Annotated in this window: 21 protein-coding genes; 13 read left to right on the plus strand and 8 right to left on the minus strand. The window is 64.9% G+C overall.

The genetic code is table 11. From position 1 onward, the window contains the following. Window positions 1–91 precede the first annotated feature (91 nt). Together obgE and IVB31_RS28730 are read left to right on the plus strand one after the other, a co-directional pair. Window positions 92–1132: a GTPase ObgE gene (gene obgE, locus IVB31_RS28725; RefSeq protein WP_247330841.1), complete on the plus strand. Its 1041-nt coding sequence runs from the start codon at window positions 92–94 to the stop codon at window positions 1130–1132. Window positions 1133–1352: 220 nt separating this feature from the next. Then, window positions 1353–2987: an alkaline phosphatase family protein gene (locus IVB31_RS28730; protein WP_247330843.1), complete on the plus strand. Its 1635-nt coding sequence runs from the start codon at window positions 1353–1355 to the stop codon at window positions 2985–2987. 134 nt (window positions 2988–3121) lie between these two features. Here the strand turns inward: IVB31_RS28730 and IVB31_RS28735 are convergent, their stop codons facing one another. Continuing rightward, window positions 3122–4087, minus strand: coding sequence for a Bug family tripartite tricarboxylate transporter substrate binding protein (locus IVB31_RS28735; protein ID WP_247330845.1), 966 nt, complete (start codon window positions 4085–4087; stop codon window positions 3122–3124). A gap of 197 nt (window positions 4088–4284) precedes the next feature. Between IVB31_RS28735 and proB the strand changes: the two genes are divergently transcribed. The 10 genes from proB (at window position 4285) to IVB31_RS28785 (ending at window position 13926) form a co-directional block, all read left to right on the plus strand. Further along, entirely contained in the window at window positions 4285–5406 is a 1122-nt protein-coding gene (gene proB / locus IVB31_RS28740; protein ID WP_247330847.1) for a glutamate 5-kinase, read from the plus strand. A 136-nt stretch (window positions 5407–5542) separates the two neighbouring features. Next, the gene (locus IVB31_RS28745) at window positions 5543–6838 is read left to right on the plus strand and encodes a glutamate-5-semialdehyde dehydrogenase (protein ID WP_247330849.1); all 1296 of its coding nucleotides are present in this window, start codon (window positions 5543–5545) and stop codon (window positions 6836–6838) included. Between the two features lie 22 nt (window positions 6839–6860). Next, window positions 6861–7505, plus strand: coding sequence for a nicotinate-nucleotide adenylyltransferase (locus IVB31_RS28750; protein ID WP_247330851.1), 645 nt, complete (start codon window positions 6861–6863; stop codon window positions 7503–7505). Window positions 7506–7700: 195 nt separating this feature from the next. Further along, window positions 7701–8066 carry a ribosome silencing factor gene (gene rsfS, locus IVB31_RS28755; protein WP_247330855.1) on the plus strand — a complete coding sequence of 122 codons (366 nt, stop codon included), beginning with the start codon at window positions 7701–7703 and terminating at the stop codon, window positions 8064–8066. Between the two features lie 118 nt (window positions 8067–8184). After that, window positions 8185–8667 carry a 23S rRNA (pseudouridine(1915)-N(3))-methyltransferase RlmH gene (gene rlmH / locus IVB31_RS28760; RefSeq protein ID WP_247330857.1) on the plus strand — a complete coding sequence of 161 codons (483 nt, stop codon included), beginning with the start codon at window positions 8185–8187 and terminating at the stop codon, window positions 8665–8667. A gap of 33 nt (window positions 8668–8700) precedes the next feature. Then, window positions 8701–10035 carry a peptidoglycan DD-metalloendopeptidase family protein gene (locus tag IVB31_RS28765; RefSeq protein WP_247330859.1) on the plus strand — a complete coding sequence of 445 codons (1335 nt, stop codon included), beginning with the start codon at window positions 8701–8703 and terminating at the stop codon, window positions 10033–10035. Further along, complete coding sequence (locus IVB31_RS28770; protein WP_247330861.1) at window positions 10032–11390, plus strand: S41 family peptidase; 1359 nt, start codon at window positions 10032–10034, stop codon at window positions 11388–11390. Before IVB31_RS28765 ends, IVB31_RS28770 begins: the two co-directional genes overlap by 4 nt. A gap of 157 nt (window positions 11391–11547) precedes the next feature. Further along, entirely contained in the window at window positions 11548–12777 is a 1230-nt protein-coding gene (locus tag IVB31_RS28775) for a divergent polysaccharide deacetylase family protein (protein ID WP_247330863.1), read from the plus strand. A 77-nt stretch (window positions 12778–12854) separates the two neighbouring features. Continuing rightward, window positions 12855–13361: an RNA pyrophosphohydrolase gene (locus IVB31_RS28780; protein WP_247330865.1), complete on the plus strand. Its 507-nt coding sequence runs from the start codon at window positions 12855–12857 to the stop codon at window positions 13359–13361. A 64-nt stretch (window positions 13362–13425) separates the two neighbouring features. Further along, window positions 13426–13926, plus strand: a complete 501-nt coding sequence (locus IVB31_RS28785) for an RNA pyrophosphohydrolase (RefSeq protein ID WP_247330868.1) — start codon at window positions 13426–13428, stop codon at window positions 13924–13926. 148 nt (window positions 13927–14074) lie between these two features. Here IVB31_RS28785 and IVB31_RS28790 read toward each other — a convergent pair whose 3' ends face one another. From IVB31_RS28790 to IVB31_RS28815, 6 genes are all read right to left on the minus strand, one after another. Continuing rightward, the gene (locus tag IVB31_RS28790; protein ID WP_247330870.1) at window positions 14075–15766 is read right to left on the minus strand and encodes an adenylate/guanylate cyclase domain-containing protein; all 1692 of its coding nucleotides are present in this window, start codon (window positions 15764–15766) and stop codon (window positions 14075–14077) included. A gap of 149 nt (window positions 15767–15915) precedes the next feature. Further along, window positions 15916–16323, minus strand: a complete 408-nt coding sequence (locus tag IVB31_RS28795; protein ID WP_247330872.1) for a F0F1 ATP synthase subunit epsilon — start codon at window positions 16321–16323, stop codon at window positions 15916–15918. Window positions 16324–16410: 87 nt separating this feature from the next. Next, entirely contained in the window at window positions 16411–17853 is a 1443-nt protein-coding gene (gene atpD, locus IVB31_RS28800; RefSeq protein ID WP_247330874.1) for a F0F1 ATP synthase subunit beta, read from the minus strand. Window positions 17854–17921: 68 nt separating this feature from the next. Further along, window positions 17922–18797: a F0F1 ATP synthase subunit gamma gene (locus IVB31_RS28805; RefSeq protein ID WP_247330876.1), complete on the minus strand. Its 876-nt coding sequence runs from the start codon at window positions 18795–18797 to the stop codon at window positions 17922–17924. A 152-nt stretch (window positions 18798–18949) separates the two neighbouring features. Then, a complete protein-coding gene (atpA, locus tag IVB31_RS28810; RefSeq protein ID WP_247330878.1) occupies window positions 18950–20479 on the minus strand; it encodes a F0F1 ATP synthase subunit alpha in 1530 nt (509 codons plus the stop codon). Next, window positions 20479–21039 carry a F0F1 ATP synthase subunit delta gene (locus tag IVB31_RS28815; protein WP_247330880.1) on the minus strand — a complete coding sequence of 187 codons (561 nt, stop codon included), beginning with the start codon at window positions 21037–21039 and terminating at the stop codon, window positions 20479–20481. The genes atpA and IVB31_RS28815 overlap by 1 nt, the downstream gene beginning before the upstream one ends. 650 nt (window positions 21040–21689) lie before the next feature. Here IVB31_RS28815 and IVB31_RS28820 point away from each other — a divergent pair. Next, window positions 21690–22196: a septal ring lytic transglycosylase RlpA family protein gene (locus IVB31_RS28820; protein ID WP_247330883.1), complete on the plus strand. Its 507-nt coding sequence runs from the start codon at window positions 21690–21692 to the stop codon at window positions 22194–22196. Between the two features lie 339 nt (window positions 22197–22535). Here IVB31_RS28820 and IVB31_RS28825 read toward each other — a convergent pair whose 3' ends face one another. Beyond that, window positions 22536–24746, minus strand: coding sequence for a primosomal protein N' (locus IVB31_RS28825; protein WP_247330885.1), 2211 nt, complete (start codon window positions 24744–24746; stop codon window positions 22536–22538). Window positions 24747–24767 lie beyond the last annotated feature (21 nt).

Genomic DNA, 24767 nt, shown 5'->3' on the forward strand with positions numbered 1-24767 from the left:
GGGTTAAGCACGGCACGAAATCGCCGAAATTCGGCCGATTTGCGGGTCATTCCGGGTTGCCGCACGTGCCCGGCTGGCCTACCTATGGCCCATGAAATTCCTAGACGAAGCAAAGGTCTATATCCGCTCCGGTGACGGCGGGAACGGCTGCGTGGCGTTCCGCCGCGAAAAATTCATCGAATTCGGCGGTCCGTCCGGCGGCAATGGCGGCCGCGGCGGCAATGTCATCATCGAAGTCGCCGACGGGCTGAACACGCTGATCGACTATCGCTACCAGCAGCACTTCAAGGCCCAGAAGGGCGAGAACGGCTCGGGCTCGGACCGCCATGGCGCAAACGGCAAGAACATCGTGCTGAAGGTTCCCATGGGCACGCAGATCTTCGATGAGGATCGCGAGACCATGATCCACGATTTCACCACTGTCGGCGAGAAATTCGTGCTGGCCGAGGGCGGCAATGGCGGCTTCGGCAACGCGCATTTCAAGACCTCGACCAACCGCGCGCCGCGCAACGCCAATCCCGGCCAGCCCGGCGAAGAGCGCTGGATCTGGCTGCGGCTGAAGCTGATCGCGGATGCGGGCCTCGTCGGCCTGCCCAATGCCGGCAAGTCGACCTTCCTCGCCAAGGTCAGCGCGGCCAAGCCGAAGATCGCCGACTATCCCTTCACCACGCTGCATCCGCAGCTCGGCGTCGTGAATGCCGACGGCCGCGAATTCGTGCTGGCGGACATCCCCGGTCTGATCGAAGGCGCGCATGAAGGGGTGGGCCTCGGCGACCGCTTCCTCGCCCATGTCGAGCGCTGCCGCGTGCTGCTGCATCTCGTCGATGCGACCTGCGAGCATGCCGGCAAGGCCTATAAGACGGTGCGAACGGAGCTGGACGCCTATGCCGGGCAGCTCACCGACAAGATCGAGATCGTCGCGCTGAACAAGATCGACGCGGTCGAGCCGGACGAGTTGAAGAAGCAGAAGGAGCGGCTGAAGCGCGCCGCCAAGAAGACGCCGCTGCTGCTCTCCGCCGTCACCGGCGACGGCGTGAAGGAAGCGTTGCGCGCATTGGCGGACGTGATCGGCGAGAGCCCGGTCTCCGCCAAGGCGAAGAGCGCGGCCGAAGCGGAGCCGTGGTCGGTTTGAACAATCCGGCTTGAAGACCTCATGGTGAGGAGCGCGGAACGCGCGTCTCGAACCATGAAGGCCCGGCTCTCGCCCGTGGCCATCCTTCGAGACGCCCGCTGGTCGCGGGCTCCTCAGGATGAGGCCCGTTACTTGTGACGCAGCGGAATCGGGCGCCCTGCTTGTCTTCGCGCCCTCGATAGCGCAGCATCCGCCAATCAAAAAACGGCAGGGATGCTTCATGGCGCGCGCGAAGAACGTTCTCTGGATCATGTGCGACCAGCTTCGCTACGACTATCTCGGCTGCACCGGCCATCCCACCTTGAAGACGCCGAACATCGACGCCATGGCCAAGCGTGGCGTGCTCTTCAGCAAGGCCTATGTGCAATCGCCGATCTGCGGCCCGTCGCGGATGTCCTTCTACACCGGCCGCTACATGCGCTCGCACGGCTCGCACTGGAACGGCTGGCCCTTGCGGGTCGGCGAGCCCACCCTCGGCGATCACCTCAAGAAAATCGGCGTGCGCAACGTGCTGGTCGGCAAGACCCACATGGCGCCCGATCTCGAAGGCATGAAGGCGCTCGGCATCCCGCCGGAATCGATGATCGGCGTGCACGTCGCCGAATGCGGCTTCGAGCCATATGAGCGTGACGACGGCCTGCATCCGACGGGACGGCCACGTCCGAAATACGACGAATATCTGCGCCAGCAGGGTTTTGATGCGCCCAATCCCTGGGAGCATTGGGCCAATTCCGGTGCGGCCGAGGACGGCTCCTTGCAAAATGGCTGGCTGCTGGTGCATGCCGATAAAGCCGCGCGCGTGCCGGACGAGCATTCCGAGACACCTTACATGACGCGCCGCGCGATGGATTTCATCAGCGAAGCGGAGACCGACGGCAGGCCGTGGTGCCTGCATCTGTCCTACATCAAGCCGCACTGGCCCTATATCGCGCCCGAACCCTATGCCAGCATGTATTCGACGGATGACATGATCCCGGCGATCCGCTCCGAGCACGAGCGCCAAAACCCGCATCCGGTGTTCGGCGCCTATATGGACATGCGCTACTCCCGCAACATGGCGCGCGACGAGGCCCGCGAGAAGGTGATCCCGACCTATATGGGCCTGATCACCCAGATCGACGACCAGGTGGGCGTGCTGATGAAATTCCTGGAGGCGCGCGGCCTCTCGGACACCACCATGATCGTGTTCACCTCCGATCACGGCGATTATCTCGGCGATCACTGGATGGGCGAGAAGGATCTGTTCCACGAGCAATCGGCGAAGATTCCGCTGATCGTCATCGATCCCTCGCAAGAGGCCGACGCGACGCGCGGCACGCGCAGCGATGCGCTGGTCGAAGGCATCGATCTCGCGCCGACCTTCGTCGATTATTTCGGCGGCAAGGTGCCGGGCCACATCCTGGAAGGACGCTCGCTGCTGCCGTTGCTGCGCGGGCCGACGCCGCCCAATTGGCGCAAGGTGGCCTTCTCCGAATACGACTATTCCATGCAGGACGTGCGGCTGAAGCTGAACCAGCCGATCGAACGCTGCCGCCTGTTCATGGTGTTCGACGGCCGCTGGAAATACATTCACGCCTCCGGCTTCCGCCCGATGTTGTACGACCTCGAAACTGATCCGGAAGAGTTTCTGGATCGCGGCGACGATCCTGATTGCGCCGGCATCATCGCGCGGTTGCAGGCGGAATTGTTCGACTGGGCGCTGCACCCCAACGACCACATCACCACGCCCCGCGAGAAGATCGCGGCCTACGCGGACAACCAGCTCCAGGTGAAGGCCGGCGTCCTGATCGGCATCTGGGACGAGAAAGAGCTCGCGTCGATCAAGGACGGAATCGCGCAGCGCGCGAAGCTGTAAAACCCTCATGGTGAGGAGGCGCGAAAGCGCCGTCTCGAACCATGAAGGCCCCCGCCGCTGCAGCCGGGCCTTCATCCTTCGAGACGCGCGTTCCGCGCTCCTCAGGATGAGGGGATGGAGTAGCGCGCGGCGCCTCAATTCTCGATCTTGTATCCCGTCGCCTTGACGATCGGTTGCCAAAAGGCGGTGTTCGCGGCGAGCTCCTTCGTCAGGCCTTCCGCGTTGCTGCCGACCGGGATCAGGCCGATGGCTGTCAGCTTCTCCTTCACCTCGGGCTTGGCGAGCGCGGCGCTGGCGGCCGCGCCGAGCTTGCTCGCAAAGTCCGGCGGGCTGCCGGCCGGAAGCCACATGCCGTACCAGGCGTCGGCAACGAGATCGATGCCGCTCTCCTTCAGCGTCGCAACGTCAGGCGCGAAGGGCGAACGTTCCGCGCTCGAAGCCGCGATGATCTTCACGCCCTTGGCGCGGTGCTGCGGCAACGCATCCGCCAATGTCACGATGCCGAACGAGATGTGGCCGCCGATGATGTCGCTGAGGATGGGCGTACTGCCGCGATAGGGCACGCGCGTCAGGGGAATGCCAAGGTCCTTCTCGAGCCTGGAGCCCATGAAATGCGGAATGGTGCCGTTGCTCGGTACCCCGAACGACGCCTTGTCCGGATGCGCCTTCAGCCAGGCGACAAATCCCTTGAAATCGGCGGCATCGATCGCGGGGTCGGTCACGACGGCGAATTCGAACCGCGCCAGCAGCGACACCGGCATGAAGTCCTTCGCCGTATCGAAGCTCGGTGTCGTCTCCACCATCGGCAGCAGGTACATCGTGGGCCCGGTCGTCACCAGCACCATGCTGCCGTCGGGGCTGGCCCCCTTCACCGCCTTGATGCCGATCAGGCCGTCGCCGCCGGTGCGGTTCTCGACCACGATGGTCCGCTGCAGCGCAGGCGCCATCTCCTGCGCGATCAGCCGGCACAGCGTGTCGCCGCCGGCGCCCGCCGCGAACGGGAAGATCATCTTGCTCAGCCCGGCCTGCGCTTGCGCCCCGCCCGCCGGCGCCAGCAGCGGCAACCCAAGGCATCCGGCAATGAAGTTGCGGCGATCCATTGGTTTCCTCTTTGAGCCCATTATGGTTGGCGACAGTTAGAGCCAGGCGGGCGTCCCCGACAAGCGCCGTTTACCGGGCCCGCCGCCTTGCGCCGGCCATCGTCCTGCTGCAAAAGCAGGCCTTACCCGGCGCCGGCTTTTTTGCTCCGCCGTCACCAAGCCCGAGCAATTCGTCACACGCGCCAACACATCCATCCATGGCCAGCCCCGAACTCAGTCAATTCCGCCGCATCGTCGTCAAGGTCGGCTCCGCGCTGCTGGTCGATTCCGACAAGGGCGAGGTGCGGGCGTCCTGGCTCGCGGCGCTCGCCGACGACATGGCCAAGCTGCACCGCGAGGGCCGTGACGTGCTCGTGGTCTCCTCGGGCTCGATCGCGCTCGGCCGTAGCAGGCTCAAGCTGCCGCGCGGCCCGCTGAAGCTCGAGGAGAGCCAGGCCGCCGCTGCCGTCGGGCAGATCGCGCTCGCGCGCATTTGGTCCGAGGTGCTCGGGGCTCACGGCATCGGCGCCGGCCAGATCCTGGTCACGCTGCAGGACACCGAGGAGCGCCGCCGTTATCTGAACGCGCGCTCCACCATCGGCAAGCTGCTGGAGTGGCGCGCGATCCCCGTGATCAACGAGAACGACACCGTCGCCACCAACGAGATCCGCTACGGCGACAATGACCGCCTCGCCGCGCGCGTCGCCACCATGGCGAGCGCGGATTTGCTGGTGCTGCTGTCCGACATCGACGGGCTCTACGACGCCCCGCCGAAGAACAACCCGAACGCCAAGCTCATTCCCGTCGTCGACAGCATCTCCTCGGAGATCGAGGCGGTTGCGGGCGACGCCGAGTCCGAACTCTCGCGCGGCGGCATGCGCACCAAGGTCGAGGCTGCCAAGATCGCGACCACCGGCGGAACGCATATGCTGATCGCTTCCGGCAAGATCGAGCACCCCCTGCAGGCGATCGCCGATGGCGGCCGCTGCACCTGGTTCCTGACGCCGGCCAATCCCATCACCTCGCGAAAACGCTGGATCGCGGGCTCGCTGGAGCCGAAGGGCACGTTGACGATCGATGCCGGCGCGGTCGCGGCATTGCGCGCCGGCGCCAGCCTGCTGCCTGCCGGCGTGATCAAGGTCGAGGGCCAGTTCACCCGCGGCGACGCCGTGATCGTGCGCGGCCCCGACGGCAGCGAGGTCGGCCGTGGCCTGATCGCCTACGACGCCGACGAGGCCGAGCGGATCAAGGGCCGCTCCTCCCCGGACGTGATGACCATCCTCGGCATCAGCGGGCGCTCGGAGATGATCCACCGCGACGACCTGGTGATGGGCGGGTAAGGGCCGCGGCGGCCCTTTTGCTGGGCCAATGACCTAGCCGGCGTGCGGCCGGGGAGACCAGCCATACCCTGCCGACCCTTCGCAGACGCGGGATTTCCGTGCTAGGACACTGCCTTAGCAGAAGGTTCAGACTCCAATGGCCGCCCCCCTGAAAGCCGTCGACGGCAATGCCGATCTTCAGGCGCTGATGACCGATCTCGGTGCCCGTGCCCGCGCTGCCGCGCGCGTGCTGGCGCTGGCGCCGCCGGAGCAGAAGAACCGGGCGCTGGAAGCCATGGAGCGGGCGATCCGCAGCAATGCTGCGGCGATCCTTGCGGCCAATGCCGAGGACGTCACTGATGCCCGCGCTTCCGTCAATGCCACCTCATCCTTCATCGACCGCCTCACGCTGACCCCGGCGCGGATCGAGGCGATGGCCGAGGGCATCGGCATCGTGCGCGGCATCGCCGATCCGGTCGGCATCGTCACCGAGAGCTGGCAGCGGCCGAACGGCATGACCATCGAGCGCGTGCGCGTGCCGCTCGGCGTCGTCGGCGTGATTTTCGAGAGCCGGCCGAACGTTGCGGCGGACGCTGGCGTTCTCTGCCTGAAGTCGGGCAATGCCGTGATCCTGCGCGGCGGCTCCGACAGTTTCCGCTCCTGCCGCGCCATCCATGAATGCCTGGTGCAGGGCCTGCGCGAAGCCGGCCTGCCCGAAGCTGCGATCACGCTGGTGCCGACGCGCGACCGTGCGGCGGTCGGCATGATGCTGTCCGGATTGAACGGCGCCGTCGACGTGATCGTGCCGCGCGGGGGAAAAAGCCTCGTCGCGCGCGTCGAGCAGGAAGCGCGCGTGCCGGTGTTCGCGCATCTCGAAGGCGTCAACCACGTCTACATCGACGCCAGCGCCGATCTCGCCATGGCCAAGTCGATCGTGCTCAACGCAAAAATGCGCCGCACCGGCGTCTGCGGCGCCGCCGAAACGCTGCTGGTCGATCGCGCCGCTGCCGCGAAAAACCTGAAGCCGCTGGTCGAGATGCTGATCGATTCGGGGTGCGAAGTGCGCGGCGACGACGCCGTGCAAAAGACCGATGCGCGCGTAAAACCCGCGAGCGAGGACGATTGGGACACCGAATATCTCGACGCGATCATCGCGGCGAAAGTGGTGGACGGCGTCGACGGCGCGATCGCGCATATCCAGAACCACGGCTCGCACCACACCGATGCGATCGTGAGCGCGGATGAGGCTGCTGCGAAGAAATTCCTGAGCGAGGTCGATTCCGCGATCGTGCTGCACAACGCCTCGACGCAGTTCGCCGACGGCGGCGAGTTCGGCTTCGGCGCCGAGATCGGCATCGCCACCGGCCGATTCCATGCCCGCGGCCCGGTTGGCGCCGAGCAGCTGACGAGCTTCAAATATCGCGTTCACGGCACCGGGCAGACGCGGCCGTAAGTAACGTCGCGGGGCGGGGGCATTGAGTAACAATTTCGTCGCGCCACGTTTCTTCGCGCAAGCCATACCAACTCACACTTCGGGCATGCGCATCGGCCTGCTCGGCGGCTCGTTCAACCCGCCGCACCAGGCCCATCGCGCGATCAGCCAGTTTGCGCTGAAACGCCTTCAGCTCGATCGCGTGTGGTGGTTGGTGACGCCAGGCAATCCGCTGAAGGAGAACGGCACGCTGCATGAGCTCGGCGAGCGGATGCAGGCGGCGCGCGACGTTGCCGACGACCCGCGGATCGAGGTGAGCTGTCTCGAATCCGTCATTCGCACGCGCTATACCATCGACACGATCAACACCTTGCGCCGCCGCCTCTCGGGCTTGCGCTTTGTCTGGATTATGGGCGCCGACAACCTCGCTCAATTCCATCGTTGGCAGCACTGGCGGCGCATCGCCGATCAGGTGCCGATTGCGGTCATCGATCGCCCGCCGCAGAGTTTTCGCGCCCTCGCCTCGCCCGCCGCCCAGGCGCTCAAGCGCTACCGCATGCCCGAGAATGAGGCAGCCCTGCTTGCGGACCGGGCCGCGCCGGCGTGGGTCTTTTTGACTGGAATGAAGCTGAATCTCTCCTCGACGGGTCTGCGGAACCCGGACGGGAGCTGGAAAGGTACGAAGTGAGTCAGACTGTGCCGGAGCTGGGGCTCTCTGGCATATTGAAACCCTTAACCCCACATGATGTAGTGTAGCCAGTGAGCGCTGGATTCGGCGTTCGCGATACAGTGAAAGGAATGGTCCCTGACCACATCTGTATTGTCCAAGTCTGTTTTACCCAAGGCAAAACCGGCGCGTAAAACATCGACCAAAGCTGCGGCCTTGACGGCGCAACCCGACGCCGACAAGACGCTGAGCCTGATCCTCTCCCGCCTCGACGACATGAAGGCGGAAGAGACGGTCACCATCGACCTTCGCGGCAAATCGGCCTACTCCGACTACATGATCGTCACCACCGGCCGGGCCAACCGGCACGTCGGCGCGATCGCGGAGAACGTCGCCAAGGGCCTCAAGGAAAACGGCATCAAGAACATCCACGTCGAGGGCTTGCCCAATTGCGACTGGGTGCTGATCGATTCCGGCGATGTGATCGTGCACGTGTTCAGACCCGAGGTCCGCGAGTTCTACAGTCTCGAGAGATTGTACACCCAGGGCCCAGGGGCGGCGAAGGCGATCCAGGCTCCCTGAGCCTTGGGCTCACTGAGTCTTGGGCTCACCGAGCCGATTTCGAATCGGCTGACGCGCATGCTAGCGTCGTGCGCGCGCATCTTGCGCGCGGTCTTGAAAACGCGACCCTGAAGACATCATGCGTGTTGCTGTCATTGCGGTGGGCCGGCTGAAGCAGGGCCCCGAACGGGAGCTTGCCGACCGCTATTTCGAGCGGTTCGACGAGGCCGGCCGCAAGCTCGGATTCCGCGAGCTCGCCATCCACGAATTGCCCGAAAGCCGCGCGCGCGATACGGCCACCCGGATGGCCGAAGAGGCCGCGGCGATCTCCGCACATATTCCCGAAAAATCGATCCTGGTGGCGCTGGACGAACGCGGCCAGAACCTGGATTCGACCGTATTCGCACGGCATCTCGGCCGCTGGCGCGACGAGGGGGCCGGACATACTATCTTCATGATCGGAGGGGCGGACGGACTTTCGCCCGAATTGCGCCGTAAGGCCAAGCTCGCGATCGCGTTCGGCTCTGCGACCTGGCCGCATCAAATGGTCCGCGTCATGCTTCTGGAACAGCTTTATCGGGCCGCCACCATTCTGGCCGGCCACCCCTATCACCGCGCGTGATGCGCGCCACAACGAGCACCTTTGTCTGAAGCGATGCGAGCGCCCGTCCTCAACCTGCTGCTGATCGCGAGCGTCTCAGGCGCAAGCCTCGCGCAAGCTCAGACGGTGACGGCACCGCAGACCGCGGCCGTCTCGCCCGACGCGATCAAGCAGCGCGAGCAGGAGCTGGAAGCCGCGCGCGCGAGCAAGAAGAGCGCGGAAGAGGCGCAGGCCAAGCTGAAGTCGGAGATCACCTCGCTCGGCCAGGACCGTACCCAACTCAATCAACAATTGATCGACACCGCCGCCAATGTGCGCACCGTCGAGACCAAGATCGACGAAGCCGAAGCGCGGCTGCGGTCGATGAACGGCCGCGAGCTGGCGATGCGCGGCTCGCTCGAGTCGCGCCGCGCCGACATCGTCGAGGTGCTGGCTGCCTTGCAGCGCGCCGGAAGGCGGACACCGCCGGCGCTGCTGGTGCGGCCCGAGGACGCGCTGCAATCGCTGCGCACGGCGATGCTGCTCGGCGCCGTCGTGCCGGAATTGCGCGGCCGCGCCGAAAAGATCGCAGGCGAGCTCGGCGAGCTCGTGGCCTTGCGCAAGTCCATCGCGACCGAGCGCGACCAGCTCGCCTCCGACCGCGACAAGGTCCGCAACGACCAGACCCGGCTCTCCGCTCTGGTCGACGAGCGGCAGCGCCAGCAGGCCTCGCGCGAAAAAGACCTCGACGCCGAGAATTCCCGCGCCGTCGCGCTCTCGAGACAGGTCGGCGATCTCCAGGGGCTGATCGCCAAGATGGAGCAGGATCTGCAAAGCGCCGCCAGGGCGGCCGAGAAGGCGGCCGAGGCCGCAAGGCAGGCCGAGGCGAAGGCAGCTGCAAATGCCGCCGCCAGCGCCAAGCCCGGCCCCGGCACTTTCAAGGACCGTTCCCGGACCACCCCCGCGATTGCCTTCGTCGCGGCGAAGGGCCTCCTGCCTCTGCCGGTTAACGGTAACAAGATCAGGGATTTCGGCGGTTCCGACGGGGTCGGCGGGGTCCAGAAGGGCATTTCGCTGGCCAGCAGGCCGGGCTCCCAGGTCACGACGCCGTGTGACGGCTGGGTTGTCTATGCCGGCCCGTTCCGAAGCTATGGACAACTCTTGATCCTCAATGCCGGTGGCGGGTATCATGTCCTGATCGCCGGGATGGAGCGCATTTCGGTCAACATCGGTCAGTTTGTGCTCACGGGGGAGCCGGTCGCGACGATGGGATCGACCTCTCAAGTCGCCTCCATTCTCGCCACGAACGCGAGTCAACCTGTGCTGTATGTCGAGTTCCGTAAGGACGGCACTCCAATCGATCCAGGCCCATGGTGGGCCGCAAATGAAGGCGAGAAGGTTCGCGGATGATGCGCAAGACTTCAGTTATCCTCCTCAGCGCGGCCACCGGTGCTGCGCTGACGCTGTTCGTGACCCAGCCGCGCGCGGTCTTCATGGGCTCCAGCGCGCGCGCCGCCACCGCGGACACCTATCGCCAGCTCAATCTGTTCGGCGACGTCTTCGAGCGCGTGCGTTCGGACTATGTCGAGAAGCCCGACGACACCAAGCTGATCGAATCCGCGATCAGCGGCATGCTCACCGGCCTCGATCCGCATTCGAGCTACATGGACGCCAAGAGCTTCCGCGACATGCAGGTGCAGACCCGCGGTGAGTTCGGCGGCCTCGGCATCGAGGTCACGATGGAAGACGGCCTGATCAAGGTGGTCTCGCCGATCGACGACACGCCCGCCTCGCGCGCCGGCGTCATGGCCAACGACATCATCACCAATCTCGACGACGAGGCGGTGCAGGGCCTGACCCTGAACCAGGCGGTCGAGAAGATGCGCGGTCCGGTCAACACCAAGATCAAGCTCAAGATCATCCGCAAGGGCCAGGACAATCCGATCGACGTCACGCTGGTGCGCGACAACATCCGCGTCCGCTCGGTGCGCGCCCGCATCGAGGCCGACGACATCGCCTATATCCGCATCACCACCTTCAACGAGCAGACCACCGAAGGCCTGAAGCGCGAGGTCGCCAACCTCTCGAATCAGATCGGCGACAAGCTGAAGGGCTACGTCATCGACCTCCGCAACAATCCCGGCGGTCTCCTGGAGGAAGCGGTCACCGTCTCCGATTCGTTCCTGGAGAAGGGCGAGATCGTGTCGACCCGCGGCCGCAATGCCGAGGAGACCCAGCGCCGCGCCGCCCATGCGGGCGACCTCACCAAGGGCAAGCCGGTGATCGTGCTGGTCAATGGCGGCTCGGCCTCGGCGTCCGAAATCGTCGCCGGTGCGCTGCAGGACCACAAGCGCGCGACCATCGTCGGCACGCGTTCGTTCGGCAAGGGCTCGGTGCAGACCATCATTCCGCTCGGAAGCGGCAACGGCGCGCTGCGTCTGACCACGGCGCGCTATTACACGCCGTCGGGCAAGTCGATCCAGGCCAAGGGCATCGTGCCCGACATCGAAGTGCTGCAGGACGTGCCGGACGAGCTGAAGTCGCGCACCGACACCAAGGGCGAAGCTTCGCTGCGCGGCCATCTCAAGAACGACGGCGACGAGAAGACCGGCTCGCAGTCCTACGTTCCGCCGGACGCCAAGGACGACAAGGCGCTCAAGCTCGCCGACGACCTGCTCCACGGCATCAAGAACAGCGCCTCCGCGGCGCCCACGCCGGGCAGCGACAACAAGGCCACGACCGACAAGCCCAAAGCGGCAAACTAGGCTTCGGCCAGGTTCCGGCATCACGCAATCCAACGAAAAGGGCGGCTCCTGGAGCCGCCCTTTTTGCTTGGAACTCCCGACATCCCCGGCCTATCCCGGCCTGCCGCCGCTTGACCCCGGCGTGGTATCGTATTCAGTGAGTGATTCGGGATCGCGCATGACTGAAACGGCCGATGATCTGAGCGCCCCGCTCGGACAGGACAAGCCGCGCCGGAAACACCGGCGGCGGCTGCCGTTCACGGCCATGCAGTTGCTTGCGGTCCTGCTCGGCCTGTTCCTGGTCGCCTTTGCCGGCTTCGCCATCTTCAACAAGGATCCGCTCGGCGGCGAGCCGATGACGCGGCTTGCGATCCGCGAACCCAAAGCCGAAGACAAGGCCAGCGACGAGAAGCCGGCCGCCTCCGACCACGGCCAGGAAAGCAAGCAAGACAGCAAGCACGAGGCCAAGGAAGCCTCGAAGCAGCCGGGCGAGCAGAAGACTGTCACCATGATCGACGGTTCCACCGGCACGCGCCACGACGTGGTGATCGGCGGCGGCAATGCCGCCGACAAGGTCGAGGCCGCCTCCGCGCCGCCGCCCGTCATGGCCGGGATCGATTCCAAGCTGCTGGAGAAATCGCGCTACGGCATGATCCCCGTGGTTGCCGGTGATCTGAAGCCGTTCAACGTCTATGCGGCGGATGCGGACCGCGCCAAGGCCGCCAGGATGCCTGTTGTCGCGATCCTGATCGGCGGCCTCGGCGTCGGCGCTGCCAAGACCACCGATGCCATCATGAGGCTGCCGCCGGCGGTGACGCTGGCCTTCACGCCTTATGGATCTGATCCAGGAAAGCTCGCCGAGCGGGCCCGCGCCCAGCGCCACGAGATCTTCCTCCAGATCCCGATGGAGCCCTACGACTTCCCCGACAACGATCCGGGGCCGCAGACGCTGCTGACCTCGCTCAGCGCCGACCAGAACATGGACCGCCTGTACTGGCATCTGAGCCGGATGCAGGGCTATGCCGGCCTTACCAATTTCATGGGCGCCCGCTTCATCGCAACGGACGCGGCCATGCAGCCGATCATCCGCGAGGCGGCCAAGCGCGGCCTCGGCTTCTTCGACGACGGCTCCTCGCCCCGCAGCATCGCGCCCCAGGCCGCGGCAAGCCAGGCGATGCCGTTCGGCAAGGGCGATATCGCGATCGACGTGGTGCCGACCCCCGCCGAGATCGACCGCGCCCTCAGCAAGCTCGAAGCGGCGGCGCGCGAGCGTGGCGCGGCCGTAGGCATCGCCTCCGCCCTCCCGGTCTCGATCGAGCGCATCGGCGCCTGGACCAAGACTTTGGGCGACCGAGGTATCCTTTTGGTGCCATTGACAACCGCGATGCTGAAATCAAAATCCAGCTAGATCAACGGATTGGTACGGCACGGGTCCCGCGGGGCCGGATCGAGCCTTACCGACAGCATGCGAGAGGGTCTGGCGGAATGGCGCGTTACGAGGATCTGCCCTACCGGACCTGCGTCGGCGTGATGCTGATCAACACGAAGGGCCTGGTGTTCATCGGCCGCCGCGCCGGCGGCATCGAGCATGTCGACGACACCCATGTCTGGCAGATGCCGCAGGGCGGCGTCGATCCCGGCGAGGACAATTGGGATGCCGCCCGGCGCGAGCTCTATGAGGAGACCAGCGTGCGCTCGGTCGAGCGGCTCGGCGAGGTTCCGGACTGGCTCACTTACGACATTCCGCGCACAGTTGCGGGCCGCACCTGGAAGGGCCGCTATCGTGGCCAGCGCCAAAAGTGGTTCGCAGTCCGCTTCACCGGCAAGGACAGCGAGATCAACGTCGAAAAGCCCGGCGGCGGCGGCCACAAGGCCGAGTTCGTGAGCTGGCGCTGGGAGCCGATGAAGAATCTGACGGGGCTGATCATCCCGTTCAAGCGCCCGGTCTATGAGCGCGTGGTGAAGGAATTTTCCGCGCTGGCGGAGGAGTAAATCAAATTGTCGTTCCGGGTTCGGTGCTAATGCATCCCTCGGAATGACAACGAAAGATCCAAGCGTGACCGATGAAAAGCCCTACCGTCCCAATGTTGGGATCGCGCTGTTCAATGCCGCCGGCCGGGTGCTGATTGGGCACCGCTTCAAGGGCGACGGGCCCGAGATCGTCCTGCCGGGTCTCGATTGGCAAATGCCTCAAGGCGGTGTCGACGAAGGTGAGAACCTGCGCGATGCGGCGCTGCGCGAGCTCTGGGAGGAGACCAGCGTCAAGAGCGCGGCCTATCTCGGCGAGACCGACTGGCTGACTTACGAATTCCCCCCTTACGACGGACCGCAGACGCATCGCCTCGCGAAATTCCGGGGGCAGCGCCAGAAGTGGTTCGCGTTGCGCTTCACCGGCAAGGATGACGAGATTGATCCGTTGACGCCGCGCAACGACCAGCCCGCGGAATTCGACGCCTGGCGCTGGGAGCGGCTCGACCGCGTCGCCGATCTCGTGGTGCCGTTCCGCCGCGACGTCTACCGCGCAGTGGCCCGGCATTTCGCGGCCTTCGCAACCTAAAAAACGCGAAAACAACCCCATGCACAGTAGAACGGGGTTGAAATCATTAGAGGATTCGCGGGAGATTTGCGTGTTGGGGGGACATCATTCTCCGCTCCCTTCTCCCTTCCCCCTTGGAGCGCCCTTCGGGTTTCATCCCGCAGGGACTCTAATTGATCGGCCCCACCGTGAACGGGCCGATCGCGATGACGTGGCAATCGCTGTCGCGCTTGGCGCAATCGGCGAGCGCGGAACTGACGGCGGTCTGCTCGTCCGCGGCCTTCAGGCCGAGGCCCGGCCGGCCCGCGGTGCCGACCGCGACTGCGTTCCAGCCCATGCCATCGCCGAGCTTGCGCACCACCTCGTCGCGGGAATCGGCCATGATCGAGGCGTTGGAGGCGGCATGGAAGAAGCCGGTGATCCTGAGCAGGGTCGGGATCGGCACGACGAAATTGTCGTCGACCGCGACGATCATGCAGGCGACGCCGGCGATCGCGCCGCAGGATTCCAGCGAACGGCGCGCGGCATCGTCGGTGGATGGTGCGCCCAACGTCATGAAGTATTGACCGCCCGGGCCGAGCGCGACCGAGCGGGATTTCGCCGCTGGTACGAACATGTTCTCAAGCCGGACTTTTGCGGGATCGCGCACCATCGGAAAATCCTTCGACGCGAAGGCCCGCTCGGTCATGGGATCCTGCCGGAGCCAAGGCTGCGGCGGCATCGGCGGCTGGCCATGCGTGTAGACGATAGTGTTGCCGATCGCATAGAGCTCGCAACGCCGCGGCGATTGCGCGGCATCGGCCCGCTTCTGGCACTGCTCGAGCGCTGAGTTGCGCGCGGCCTCCTCGTTTGGCTGGTTCAACGCCGAGCCGGTGAAGCCGGCGATATTGAGCGCGAAGGCTTTGTAATCGCCGGCGGCGGAATAATCGCCAGCCAGATAGCTGCGGACACGCTCGTTGATGAAGGGCACGCTGTCGGCAGCAAGCTTGCCTGTGAGATGCGAAGCGGATGGTGACGGCATCGGCGCCATTGCGGCGCCGGCATTCGACGGAGCCATCGGCGCCTTGGCGAGTTGGGTCGGCGCGGGGCTCGGAGCAGAACTCGGCGCCGCAGCCACCGCCGTCGGCATTGCGCTCGGCGCAGCACTTGGTATCGCAGCACTTGGCGCGGCGGCCGGCGTCACTGCGGCGGTCACGGTCTGCTTGAGCTTGGTGTTGTAGAGCAAGCCGGTGACGACGATGGCGGCGACCGAGACGATGGCAACCACCAGCGGCCACATCCACACCGGTGCCGCGGCCACCTTGGAGGCCACCTTCTTCACCTTCGGCGTGTTGTAAGTGCCGTCCTCGCGCCGCATCGCCACCATGTAGGCGTGCACGGGCGTCGGGATGTTCTTCACTTCCTGCGCGCCGATATCGGCGAACTGCACCGACAGCTTGTTGGCGACCTGCTCGTGCACGGCGCGGGAAACACAGATGCCGCCGACCTCGGCGAGGCCTTCGAGCCGGGCGGCGATATTGACCCCGTCACCGAGCAGATCGCCGTCGCGCTCGACCACGTCGCCGATGGTGATGCCGATGCGGAACGACATCTGCCGGCTCGGCGGATAGGCCATGTTGCGGGTTCGCAGGGATTCCTGGATATCGATCGCGCAGCGCACCGCATCGACCGCGCTCGGAAATTCGGCGAGCACGGCATCGCCGGCGGTATTGAAGATGCGCCCGCCCGCCTTGGCAATGAAATCGTCGACGACCTCGCGATAGGAGGCCATACGCCGCAGCGTCTCCTCCTCGTCTTCCGCGACCAGCCTTGAGTAACCGGCAATATCGGCTGCGAAAATCGCTGCGATCTTGCGTTTCATCTGCGTCCCGCCCCGGAACAAATTCGCGAGCGCAGAATGCCGCTATCGGCGGCGCGGTGCAACAAAGTTTCAGCGCCCGCCACTACCGTGACGAGCGCTGAACTCATTCAGGAATTTGTAGCTTGAGCCCCGGTGCGATGCGCCGGGGCTTAGTGCATAGCCGTCGAGTTGAGCTGCTGCTGGATGCTCTTGAAGTGGTCGAGCCGCGCGATGGCCTGATCGAGCTCGCTGCCTTCGTGCTCCTTCAATCCTTCTTCCATCTCGGAGACGGTCGCGGCGAACTGGGCGCGGTCGAGCTCGGCCAGCGACGTCGCGACGTCGGCTAGCACGGTGAGGCCCTTTTCGGAGACTTCGGCGATGCCGCCGAGCACGATGACCTTTTCGTGCTTGCCGCCGCTGGTGATGGTGAGGATGCCCGGCCGGATCGCAGCCACGACCGGCGCATGTCCCGCCAGCACGCCGAAGTCACCCTCGACGCCGGGAACGTCGACCTGGTCGACCTGGCCCGAGAATGCGAGCTTTTCCGGAGAGACGAGATCGAAGTGGAAGGAGGCCATGGATTACCTGCGAATGGTGAGTAGCGAATGGTGAGTGGCGAGGGGAGCAGCGGCTCTGTTCGCTACTCCCTATTCGCCATTCGTCCCTTAGGCCGCTTCCGCCGCCAGCTTCTTGCCCTTCTCGACCGCCTCTTCGATGGTGCCGACCATGTAGAAGGCGGCTTCCGGGAGGTGGTCATACTTGCCTTCACAGAGACCGCGGAAGCCCTTGATGGTGTCCACGAGGTCGACGAACTTGCCGGGCGAGCCGGTGAAGATTTCGGCGACGTGGAACGGCTGCGACAGGAAGCGCTCGATCTTGCGGGCGCGGGCCACCGTCAGCTTGTCCTCTTCCGAAAGCTCGTCCATGCCGAGAATGGCGATGATGTCCTGGAGCGACTTGTAGCGCTGCAGCACCTGCTGAACCATGCGCGCGGTCGTATAGTGTTCTTCGCCGACGATGTTCGCCTGCAGCATGCGCGAGGTCGAGTCGAGCGGATCGACCGCCGGGTAGATGCCCTTTTCCGAGATCGCACGGTTCAGCACCGTGGTGGCGTCCAAATGCGCGAACGACGTCGCCGGCGCCGGGTCGGTCAAGTCGTCAGCCGGCACGTAGATCGCCTGCACCGAGGTGATCGAGCCCTTGTTTGTGGTGGTAATGCGCTCCTGCAGCGCGCCCATGTCGGTGGCGAGCGTCGGCTGATAACCCACCGCCGAAGGAATTCGGCCCAAAAGCGCCGACACTTCCGAGCCGGCCTGAGTGAAGCGGAAGATATTGTCGATGAAGAACAGCACGTCCTGGCCCTGGTCGCGGAAGTGCTCAGCGACTGTCAGGCCGGACAGAGCGACGCGCATGCGGGCGCCGGGCGGCTCGTTCATCTGGCCGAACACCAGCGCGCATTTCGATTTGACGCTCGGGTCAGGATTGTGCGGGTCGGCGTTGACCTTCGATTCGATGAACTCGTGATAGAGGTCGTTGCCTTCGCGGGTGCGCTCGCCGACGCCGGCGAACACTGAATTGCCGCCATGCGCCTTGGCGACGTTGTTGATCAGCTCCTGGATGAGCACGGTCTTGCCGACGCCGGCGCCGCCGAACAGGCCGATCTTGCCGCCCTTCGCGTACGGAGCAAGAAGATCGACGACCTTGATACCGGTAACGAGAATTTCGGCCTCGGTGGCCTGGTCGGTGTAGGTCGGCGCTTCCTGGTGGATGGGGCGCTTGCCTTCAGACGAGATCGGGCCGGCTTCATCGATCGGCTCGCCGATCACGTTCATGATGCGCCCGAGCGTGCCCGCACCCACCGGAACCGCGATCGGCTCGCCGGTGTCGGTCACTTCCTGGCCGCGCACCAGACCTTCGGTCACGTCCATCGCGATCGTGCGCACTGTGGACTCACCAAGATGCTGCGCGACTTCCAACACGAGGCGGATGTTGCCGTTTCTGGTTTCCAGCGAATTGAGAATGGCCGGCAAATGGCCTTCGAACTGAACGTCGACGACGGCGCCCATGACCTGGGTGACGCGACCGACCTGGTTAGCTGCTGTAGCCATGAGGCTCTCCTTCGAAGTTCTGGACTTGCGAAATTCTGTACTTGAACAACCGTCGTTTGGTTCGTGCGTCAGACCGCCTCGGCGCCGGAGATGATCTCGATCAGCTCCTTGGTGATCTGGGCTTGACGGGTTCGGTTGTAGATCTGGGTTTGCTTGCGAATCATTTCACCCGCGTTGCGGGTGGCGTTGTCCATCGAGCTCATCTGCGCGCCGTAGAACGAGGCGTTGTTTTCCAGGAGCGCGCGGAAGATCTGCACCGCGATATTGCGCGGCAACAGGCCGGAGAGGAGTTCGTCTTCCTCCGGCTCGTAGTCATAGGACGTCGTTGGCGCGTTCGCCGCCTTGTCCTCGACGATCAGCGGAATGATCTGCTGCGCGGTCGGGATCTGGGCAATCACCGATTTGAACTGCGCGTAGAACAGCGTGCAGACGTCGAACTCGCCGGCGTCGAAGCGCGCCAGGACTTTCCTGGCGATGTCCTCGGCGTTGACGAAGCCGAGCTGGCGAACGCTGCGCAGATCGAGGTGCTCGACGATCTGCTTGTCGAACAGGCGGCGCAGCTGCTCGTAGCCCTTGCGGCCGACGCAGAAGAATTTGACTTCCTTGCCCTGCGCGATCAGCGCCTGGGCGCGCTCGCGCGCGAGGCGAACGATCGACGAGTTGAAGGCGCCGGACAAGCCGCGCTCGCCGGTGCAGACCAGCAGCAGGTGGACCTGATCCTTGCCGGTGCCAGCGAGCAACGCTGGCGCACCGGGCGAACCTGCGGCGGCGCTGGCGATGTTGGAGATCACCGCGCTCATCTTGTCGGCATAAGGCCGCGCCGCCTCGGCCGCTTGCTGGGCGCGGCGCAATCTGGACGCTGCGACCATCTGCATGGCCTTGGTGATCTTCTGCGTCGCCCTGGTCGAGGCGATGCGGACGCGCATGTCTTTAAGTGACGCCATTCTTCGTGCACCCCGGCGGTTCGACCCATTGGATCAAGCCGCTAGCCTATCCCAATCGTCATGCCCGGGCTTGTCCCGGGCATCCAATTCTTCGTCTCAACGCGGCAAGGCATGGATGGCCGGGACAAGAAGCCCGGCCATGTGACGCTCTATTACGCGAAGCTCTTGGCGAAACCTTCGACCACCGACTTCAGCTTGGCGGCGGTGTCGTCGGAGAGGTCGCGGCTGTCGCGGATCGCGTTGAGGATCTCGGCATTCTTGCCGCGCAACAGCGACAACAGGCCGTCCTCGAACGCACGCACCTTGGAAACCGGGAGCGGATCGAGATAGCCGTTGGTGCCGGCCCAGATCACGCAGACCTGCTCTTCCATCTTCAGCGGCGCGAACTGCGGCTGCTTCAACAGCTCGGTCAGGCGCGAACCGCGGTTGAGCAGGCGCTGGGTCGAGGCGTCGAGGTCGGAGCCGAACTGCGCGAACGCCGCCATTTCGCGGTACTGCGCCAGCTCACCCTTGATCTTGCCGGCGACCTTCTTGGTGGCCTTGGTCTGCGCCGACGAGCCGACGCGCGACACCGACAGACCGACGTTCACGGCGGGACGGATGCCCTGGAAGAACAGGTCGGTTTCCAGGAAGATCTGGCCGTCGGTGATCGAGATGACGTTGGTCGGAATGTAGGCCGACACGTCGTTGGCCTGGGTTTCGATGACCGGCAGCGCCGTCAGCGAGCCCGAGCCCTGGTCCTTGTTCAGCTTCGCCGCGCGCTCGAGCAGGCGGGAGTGCAGATAGAACACGTCGCCCGGATAGGCTTCGCGGCCCGGCGGACGGCGCAGCAGCAGCGACATCTGGCGATAGGCGACGGCCTGCTTGGACAGATCGTCATAGATGATGACGGCGTGCATGCCGTTGTCGCGGAAGTACTCGCCCATGGTGCAGCCGGTGAACGGGGCGATGTACTGCATCGGCGCCGGATCGGAAGCGGTTGCGGCGACGATGATCGAATATTCCAGCGCGCCCTGCTCTTCCAGCACCTTCACGAACTGGGCGACGGTCGAACGCTTCTGGCCGATCGCGACGTAGACGCAATACAGCTTGATGTTCTCGTCGGGCTGCGCGTTGAGCGGCTTCTGGTTCAGGATGGTGTCGAGCGCGATCGCGGTCTTGCCGGTCTGACGGTCGCCGATGATCAGCTCGCGCTGGCCGCGGCCGATCGGGATCAGGGCGTCGATCGCCTTGAGGCCGGTCGCCATCGGCTCGCTCACCGATTTGCGCGGGATGATGCCGGGCGCCTTGACGTCGACGCGCATGCGCTTGTCGGCCTGGATCGGACCCTTGCCGTCGATCGGGTTGCCGAGCGCGTCGACGACGCGGCCGAGCAGGCCCTTGCCGACCGGCGCGTCCACGATGGCGCGGGTGCGCTTGACGGTCTGGCCTTCCTTGATCTCGCGGTCGGCGCCGAAAATGACGATACCGACATTGTCGGTTTCGAGGTTCAGCGCCATGCCGCGGGTGCCGTTCTCGAACTCGACCATTTCACCGGCCTGGACGTTGTCCAGACCGTAGACGCGGGCGATGCCGTCGCCGACGGACAGCACCTGTCCGACTTCGGAGACTTCAGCTTCCTGGCCGAAATTCTTGATCTGGTCCTTGAGGATCGCGGAAATTTCCGCGGCGCGGATGTCCATCAGCCTGCCTCTTTCATCGCGTGCTTGATCGAATTGAGTTTGGTGCGAAGCGAACTATCGATCATGCGGCTGCCAAGCTTGACCACGAGGCCACCGATGATCGAGGGGTCGACTTTCACGTTGAGCGCGACGTCCTTGCCGGTCACCGATTTCAGGGCGACTTTGAGGGCGTCGAGATTCTTGTCCGAGAGCGCCTCCGCCACGGTGACGTCGGCGGTCGCCTCGCCCTTGAACCTGGCGACGAGGGCGCGGTAGGCGCGGATCACGTCAGCCACCGCGAACAGGCGGCGGTTGGCGGTCAGGACCTTGAGGAAATTGGCGGAGATGCCGGCGACCCCGGCCTTTTCCAGCACGGCCGAGAGGGCCCTGGACTGGGCCTCGGCCGCGAACACCGGGCTGCGGACGAGGCGCTTCAGATCGGCGCTTTCGTTCAGCAAGCCCTCGAATTTTTCGAGATCGGCTTTGACCTCGTCGACCACTTTCTGGTCACGGGCCAGTTCAAACAAGGCCGTTGCATAACGGCCGGACACACCTGAAACGGACGTATCTTCTGCAGCCACAGACGCGCTCTTTTTGCTGTCAAACTCGCAAGGGAAAAACCGTCGCCACAAAGCGGCGCCTAGCGATCCAAGCCCTTGGAATTCAAGCGGGACTTCGATTTTCGACCCTGCACGGAAGTGCCGGGCTCGTTAAAATCGCGGCTTTGCTAACATAGCAGGCGCGCAGGTGCAACATGACGCCAAATTAAAGGCATGACGTTCTGTCGCCAGTTCGTCGCACTCCACGACCACGCGCTGACGACATGCCACCCGACGGAATTGCAGCGCGCCCGGGACGAGGCCCACCAGCCGCCCGCCGTCCCAATCGTTCCAACCCTCAGCGCATAGCGGCCATGAGCACGGATCGCTGAGCCGTGATTTCCGGCCCGTTCGGCTCCACTCGCGAATACTTACGCAATTCTAAAGACAGAAAGACATGACTTCGTTCTTCAGTATTCGCAAGAAGTCACTAAGTTAACAAATCATTAAAATCCAAGATTACGGAACATCGATTGAATATCGAGCGACGGTAACAAGATATTTCATGACGACACGGAACTGATTTACTGCCCAATTCATGCCTCATTAGGAATGGAAACGCCAACCCGCTCGCAAACACATGGGGGCTCCACTTGCCACATATGTGGCAATACTAGCTTAGGGACCACTAAATGCTGTCTTTGAAGACGCTGGGCTCTGTGACCCGGCCGCGTACGATCGCTTTCGTTGCCGCAACTCTCCTTGTCGCTGGAACTGCCACCGAAGCTTCCGCCAAATCCCGGCATCACCACCGGTATTCCCACCATCATCATCGCCACCAAGCAGAGAACGAGGCCAACACGACCTCCGATTGGCGCAACGCCAATGCGTCGATGACACCGTCGTCGGGCACCGGCCGCAGCTTCTCCGGCATGGCTTCGTTCTACGGCAACGAGTCCGGCAGCAAGACCGCGTCGGGCCAGCGCTTCAACCAGAACGCCATGACCGCGGCGCACCGTTCGCTGCCGTTCGGCACCAAGCTGCGCGTCACCCATGGCGGCTCGAGCGTCGTCGTCACCATCAACGACCGTGGCCCGTTCATTCGCGGCCGTGTCCTTGACCTCTCCACGGGCGCTGCCCGCGCCATCGGCCTCACCGGCGCCGGCGTCGGCCGCGTCACTGCGGAAGTGGTCTCTTAAAGCGCGCGATAGCGCCTCACCGCACAAGCGAAGTTCTCGTCATCGTCCGCCCGGACATGTGAGCGGCGGGATCAGCGCGGGGTGAACAAGCCCGCCGTCTTGGGGGACGGCGGGCTTTTTGTTGTCTTGCCGTAAGAGCAGCGCAACCGTCCCTCCCGTGTCCCGGACGCGCTGCAGCGCGTAGCGTTGCTGCGCAGAGCCGGGACCCAGAAAGCGACACGGATCGCTGCGGCATGGGCCCCGGCTCTGCAGCGCACTGCCGAAGAGGCGCTGCGCTGCGTCCGGGGCACGAGACGGCGGTTTTGGCTCGCAATGACGGGGAGAGAGTTTTGCAGCCCTCTACAAAAAGCTCTGCGGATCGACATCCACTTCGAGCTTCTGATTGCCCTTCGGCTTCGGGCACACTGCGAGCCAGTTGCGCAAATAATCCGACAGATCGAAGCCGCGCGCCGATTTCACCAGGATGCGGAAACGATAGCGTCCCTTGATGACGGCGAGCGGCGCCTCCGCGGGCCCCAGCACCACCACGCGCTCGTCGCGCGGCGCGAGCGCAACCAGGCTGCGGCCAAAGCCTTCGGCGCTCGGCCGGTCACCGGCGGAAATGATCAGGCTCGCGAGCCGTCCGAACGGCGGATACAGCGTGCGCTCGCGCAGATCGATCTCGCTGTCGTAGAAGGCCTCGCGGTCGCAGGCGATCAGCGCCTTCATCACGGGATGATCGGGCTGGTGGGTCTGAAGATAGCCGACGCCGCGGCCCTGCTCGCGCCCGGCGCGGCCGATCACCTGGTTGAGCAATTGCCAGGTGCGCTCGGAGGCGCGCGGATCGCCATTGGAGAGACCGAGATCCGCATCGACCACGCCGACCAGATTGAGCCGCGGGAAATTGTGGCCCTTGGCGACGAGCTGCGTGCCGATGATGATGTCGACGCGGCCCTCGGCGATCTCGGCAAGCTCGCTGCGCATGGTCTCGATCGAGGTGATGAGATCGCTCGACAGCACCATGGTGCGCGCCTCGGGAAACAGCGCGGCCGCCTCCTCCTGCAAGCGCTCGACGCCGGGCCCGACCGCGACCAGCGATTCCTCCGCCGCGCAATGCGGGCAGGTTTGCGGACGCGGCATCGAGAAGCCGCAATGATGGCAGACCAGGCGCTGGCGGAAACGATGATCGACCAGCCAGGCATCGCAGATGGTGCAGGCGAAGCGATGGCCGCAAGCGCGGCATAGCGTCAGCGGCGCATAGCCGCGGCGGTTGAGGAATAATAGCGCCTGCTCGCGTTTTTCGATTGCGATCTTGATCTCGGAGGCCAGGCGCGGCGAGATGAAGCGGCCGCGCGCCGGCGGCTCGCGGCGCAGGTCGATGGCCTCGATATGCGGCATGTGCTGGCCGCCGAAGCGCGAGGGCAACGCGATGCGCTGATAGCGGTTCTTGCGCGCGTTGACCTCGGATTCGACCGACGGCGTGGCCGAGGCCAGCACGACCGGAATCTTTGCGATATGCGCGCGCACCACGGCCATGTCGCGGGCGTGATAATGCACACCCTCGTCCTGTTTGTAGGCCTGGTCGTGCTCTTCATCGACGATGATGAGGCCGAGACTGGCGTAAGGCAGAAACAGCGCCGAGCGCGCGCCGACCACGACCGGCGCGGTGCCCTCGGAGATCGCCGCCCAATTGCGCGCGCGGGTGCGCGGCGTCAGCTCGGAGTGCCATTCGATCGGCCGCACGCCGAAACGTTGCGCGAAGCGGTCGAGGAACTGGCCGGTGAGCGCGATCTCCGGCATCAGGATCAACGACTGTTTTCCGCGGCGGATCGCCTCCGCGACCGCCTCGAAATAAACTTCCGTCTTGCCGGAGCCGGTAACGCCGTCGAGCAGCGCGACGTGGAACGTGCCATTGGCCGCAAGCGCCCGCATCGTATCGGCGGCAGCGCGCTGGAGCGGCGAAAAATCCGGCCGGCCGAAATCCGGATCGGGGGCCGGCGGCGGTGGCGGCGGCGGCATCGGCTCGACCGTGAGCGTGCCTTCGTCGACAAGGCCGTCGATCACGCCGGCCGAGACGCCGGCTTCCTTGGCGGCCTCGGATTTGCCATGCAGCAGCCGGTCCGACAGCACCTCGATCAGGCGCTGCCGCGCCGGCGTCAGCCGCTTGGGAGGATCGCCGACCAGGCGCACGCCGGCGCGCACCCGCTCCGGGCCGAGATTCTCGCCCATCCGCAGGCACATGCGCAGCACCATGCCGCGCGGGCTCAGAGTGTAATTGGCGACCCAGTCGACGACGGCGCGCAGCTCCGGCTTCAGCGGCGGAAAGTCGAGCTTTTCGCTGATTTCCTTGAGGCGGTTGTGCAGGCGCGGATCGGGGTTGGCGTTTTCCGCCCAGACCACTGCGAGCACCTCGCGCGGGCCAAGCGGCACGCCGACGAGATCGCCCGCCTTCAGCTCCATCCCGCGCGGCACCTTGTAGGAATAGGTCTGGTCGAGCGCCACCGGCACCAGCACGTCGACCATGCGGGTCGCGTTGGTAGCGGCGGCGGTGCTGCGCGGCGAATGATCCATGGGTGGAGAATCGGAACCTTG

It is taken from the genome of Bradyrhizobium sp. 21, from assembly GCF_023073335.1.
Lineage (GTDB): Bacteria > Pseudomonadota > Alphaproteobacteria > Rhizobiales > Xanthobacteraceae > Bradyrhizobium.